Source organism: Pseudomonas agronomica, assembly GCF_025917275.1.
Taxonomy (GTDB): domain Bacteria; phylum Pseudomonadota; class Gammaproteobacteria; order Pseudomonadales; family Pseudomonadaceae; genus Aquipseudomonas; species Aquipseudomonas agronomica.
In genome coordinates, this window is sequence record NZ_JAOSHO010000483.1 from 1 (window position 1) to 3,706 (window position 3,706).

The window sequence follows — 3,706 nt, forward strand, 5'->3', positions numbered from 1 at the left end:
TGGGAGCGAGCTTGCTCGCGATGGCAGCGCACCGGATCCAGAGGAAACAACCCAGTAATCAGCATCACCAACTTTTCTCCCTCTCGCTGATCCTCCCGCAACCCCAACGACCGGCTCATTTCACCTCTCCCAGATCGAAGCTCATCGCCGCCGCAGGTTTCGCGCCCACCCCGTACCAGTCCAGCTTGCGGGTCAGCACCATGAACACGCCCAGCAGGCTGAACAGCAACAGCGAGCCCATCAGCAACGCGTAGTCTTCAGCGCTCAACAAGCCATAAAGCAAGCCATACAGCCCCGCCAATCCCGCCGAAAAGCCCAGGCCGTGGCCCACGCTACGCAGCACATGACAGACGTAGAATCCGATCAACACCACGCAGGCACTGGCCGACACCAGGTACGCCAAGGTGAAGCCGATGTGTTCCGACAGCGACAACAGCAACAGGTAGAAGAACGCCAGGGCCACGCCCACCAACGCATATTGGACCGGGTGCACCGCGAGGCTCTTGAGCACTTCGAAGAGAAAGAACCCGGCGAAGGTCAGCGCGATGAACAGCAGCGCATATTTGATCGCTCGATCGCTCTTGAGGTACTGGTCCACCGGATCGACGAAACTCACGCCGAACGCACGACTGCGGAACGCTTCACAGCCATCGGTGGGCACGCAGGCTTGCAGCGTCTCCAAGAGGTTGGTGGAGAAAAACGACGTCTGCCAATCGGCATTGAAACCCTGCTCGTTGATCTCGCGATTGACCGGCAAGTAGTTGCCGATGAAGCTGGGGTGCGGCCAGTCGGCGGACAGGTGCACTTTGGTGGTCTTGCCCACCGGAAGAATCTGTAGGTCGCCAGTGCCTTGCAAGCGCAGGTCGAAGCCGAAAGTCAGCTCGGGGCTGCCCTGGGCAGTGATCATCGGCAACGGCACGTGCACACCCTGCCCCAACCAGCTGAGGCGCGAGCCAGGCAGGAAATCAACAGTCTTCTGGTTCAGCGTCAGGGTCAGCGCATTCTCGATACCGCGAATGTCGCTGATGCCAACGCTCAGGTACGGTTCATCGAAGCGGTAATCGGCGAAATCCTTGGGGGCGACACCATAGTGCTCCGGCACCTTGAAGCGGCCATCGATCCGGTTGTCGGCATGAAACAGACGCGCCTCGTAGATGCCCCGGGCGCGGGTTTCGGTGCGGATCTGACCGTCGAGTTCGAATTGCTCCGGCAAGAAGTACAACTCGCCACTTCGTTGGACGGTTTCCAGGAAACGCACGCCGGTCTTTTCGTTGGTGTTCCAGACTTTTACATCCCTGCGAAACGGCACGACGATCATCGGCCCGACCAATTGCTGGCTGTAGCTGGAACTGCGGGCGATGTCCTGCAACACCCCATCGCGCAATTCCTGGCGCTCGTCGATAAGGCCGTTGATCATCAACAGCGGGATCATCAGCAAGAGGATCAAGAGGGCGATCATGCCCAGTTTTATAGCGAGACTGCGGTTCATGTGAGGCTCTCCCTGTTCGAATGGGGGAGAGTCTGGCGCGGCACTGTGGGGGTTTTATGGGGCGAATGTGGAAATTGTGTGGAGACGTGAGTCTGTAGGAGCTGGCGAAGCCTGCGATCTTTGATCTTTCACCCTGGATTCAACTGACAGTGGAAAGATCGCAGCCTCGCTTCGCTCGGCAGCTCCTACATCCATCGCAAAGAGCGGTGGTTTCAAGGCAACCGCAGCACCACTTCCACCCCGCCCTCGACATTGCCGATGCTGAACTCACCGCCATGCAATTGCACCACTTCCTCGACGAAGTTCAGCCCAAGACCCGTGCTCTTGCGCCCGGTGCCTGGGCGCGGCAGTGAATAAAAGCGCTCGCTCAGGCGTGGCAAGGCATAGTCGGGAATCGGCTCGGCCTGGTTGAACAGGCGCAACTCGACGCGGTTGCCGGTGCGCTCGGCGCTGATGCGCAGCAGTCCCTCGGCGGGCGTGAAGTCCAAGGCGTTTTCCAACAGGTTGCCCAAGGCCTGGCGCAACAGGAACGGTTCTCCGGTCAGCGTCAGGTCGGCGGCGATGCGCTGTTCGATCATCAACTGGCGACTTTCGATCCAGCCACCACGCGCTTCCAACAATTCATCCATCAACGCCGCCAGCGGCACCGGGACTTCTTCTTCCAGCCCCTGGCGCTGCTCGACCTGGGCCAGGTTAAGCAGGCGCTCGATCAATTGCTGCATGCGCACGCTTTCGCTGTCGATGTTGCTGACAAACCGCTGGTGCTGGGCGGCGGGCATGTCGCTCTGCAGCAACTCGGCGGCGCCGCGGATCGCGGCCAGTGGGCTCTTGAGCTCATGGGTCAGCGTATGAACGTAGCGCTCGACGTACGCCTTGCCTTCGAGTTGCGTGCGCATGTGTTCGACAGCGCCGGCCAGTTGTTCGAATTCACCACCGCGATAATGCGGCACTTCCACCCGACGGCCCTGGCTGATCGCCTGGGCATATGCGGTCAAGCGACGCAACGCCGCGCTGAGCCACCACGACAACAGGGCCCCCAGCAACAGGCCCAGCACGACCAACCCCGCGCCATAGGCCAGCAAGCGCCGCTCCGTACGGTCGATATAAGGCTGCAGCGAGCTGTTGGGCTTGGCGACCGTGACCACGCCGATGATCTGACCGTTGTCACGGATCGGCGCCCCGACGTGCATCACCGAAGATGCCGGGTCATCCGGATCGCTGCGGGTCGAGCGGGCGCCGTAGTGGCCGCGCAGGGTCAGGTAGACGTCGTTCCAGCGCGAATAATCCTGGCCCACCGCCACGCCGCTGGAGTCCAGCACCACGATTCCCTTGGCATCGGTGACGTAGATACGATGGCTGACCTGATTCTTGGGCAGGCCCCAGATCGTCGCCGCCGGCTGCCGATCTCCGTAGGACTTGAGCAACTGCGGCCAGCGATTCTGGCCGAGGGTCCCGGCCTTGAAATCGTCCCGCAGGATTTCGGCCATCAGGTTGGCCGTGTCCACCAGGGTTTCTTCGGTGGACTGGCGCACACCAGGGCGGATCTCTTCCATCACCGTGTTGAGTACGAAATACCCGGTCAAGCCGATAAACAGCACGTAGACCAGGAAAATGCGGATTCCCAGGGACATCAGCTGTGCCCCGGGCTGTAGCTGTAGCCTAGACCCCGGTGGGTCTGGATCGGCTCGGCTTCGGCCCTGACCAGGCGCAACTTGGCGCGCAGGCTCTTGATGTGACTGTCGATACTGCGCTCGTAACCGGCGTCGCTGGCCACGCCGAGCGCATCGAGCAGTTGTTCGCGGCTGAACACCCGTTCGGGCTGATCCAGCAGGCAATTCAACAGGCGAAATTCGTGGCGAGTCAGGTTCAGCGGTTTGCCGCGATAGCTGATCTGCACGCGATCATGATCGACCTGGAACAACGCGGCCCCCGCCTCGGCGACCGGTCGCGGCGCCACTCGCTTGAGGATCGCGCGGACCCTGGCGGCCACTTCCCGGGGGCTGAAAGGCTTGACCACGTAGTCGTCGGCACCGATTTCCAGGCCCACGACCCGGTCTATCTCGCCATCCCGAGCGGTAAGAAAGATGACCGGAACGTCGCTGAAACGCCTGAGATTCTTACACGTCTCGAATCCACTGATATCCGGCAGGCCCACATCGAGGATGATCAGGTCCGCCGGGGTGTTCTTCTGGTGCTCGAGGGCGGCGGCGCCAAGGC

General features: G+C 61.4%; 3 protein-coding genes. All 3 read right to left on the minus strand.

All coding sequences use genetic code 11. The features are described from left to right. Positions 1 to 115: 115 nt before the first annotated feature. Positions 116 to 1,489, minus strand: a complete 1,374-nt coding sequence (gene creD / locus OC610_RS23085) for a cell envelope integrity protein CreD (RefSeq protein WP_264431107.1) — start codon at positions 1,487 to 1,489, stop codon at positions 116 to 118. 212 nt (positions 1,490 to 1,701) lie between these two features. Beyond that, positions 1,702 to 3,120: a two-component system sensor histidine kinase CreC gene (gene creC, locus OC610_RS23090; protein ID WP_264431109.1), complete on the minus strand. Its 1,419-nt coding sequence runs from the start codon at positions 3,118 to 3,120 to the stop codon at positions 1,702 to 1,704. After that, positions 3,120 to 3,706: two-component system response regulator CreB (creB, locus tag OC610_RS23095; protein WP_264431110.1), on the minus strand; the 587-nt coding region annotated here is incomplete at its 5' end. The genes creB and creC, both read right to left, overlap by 1 nt.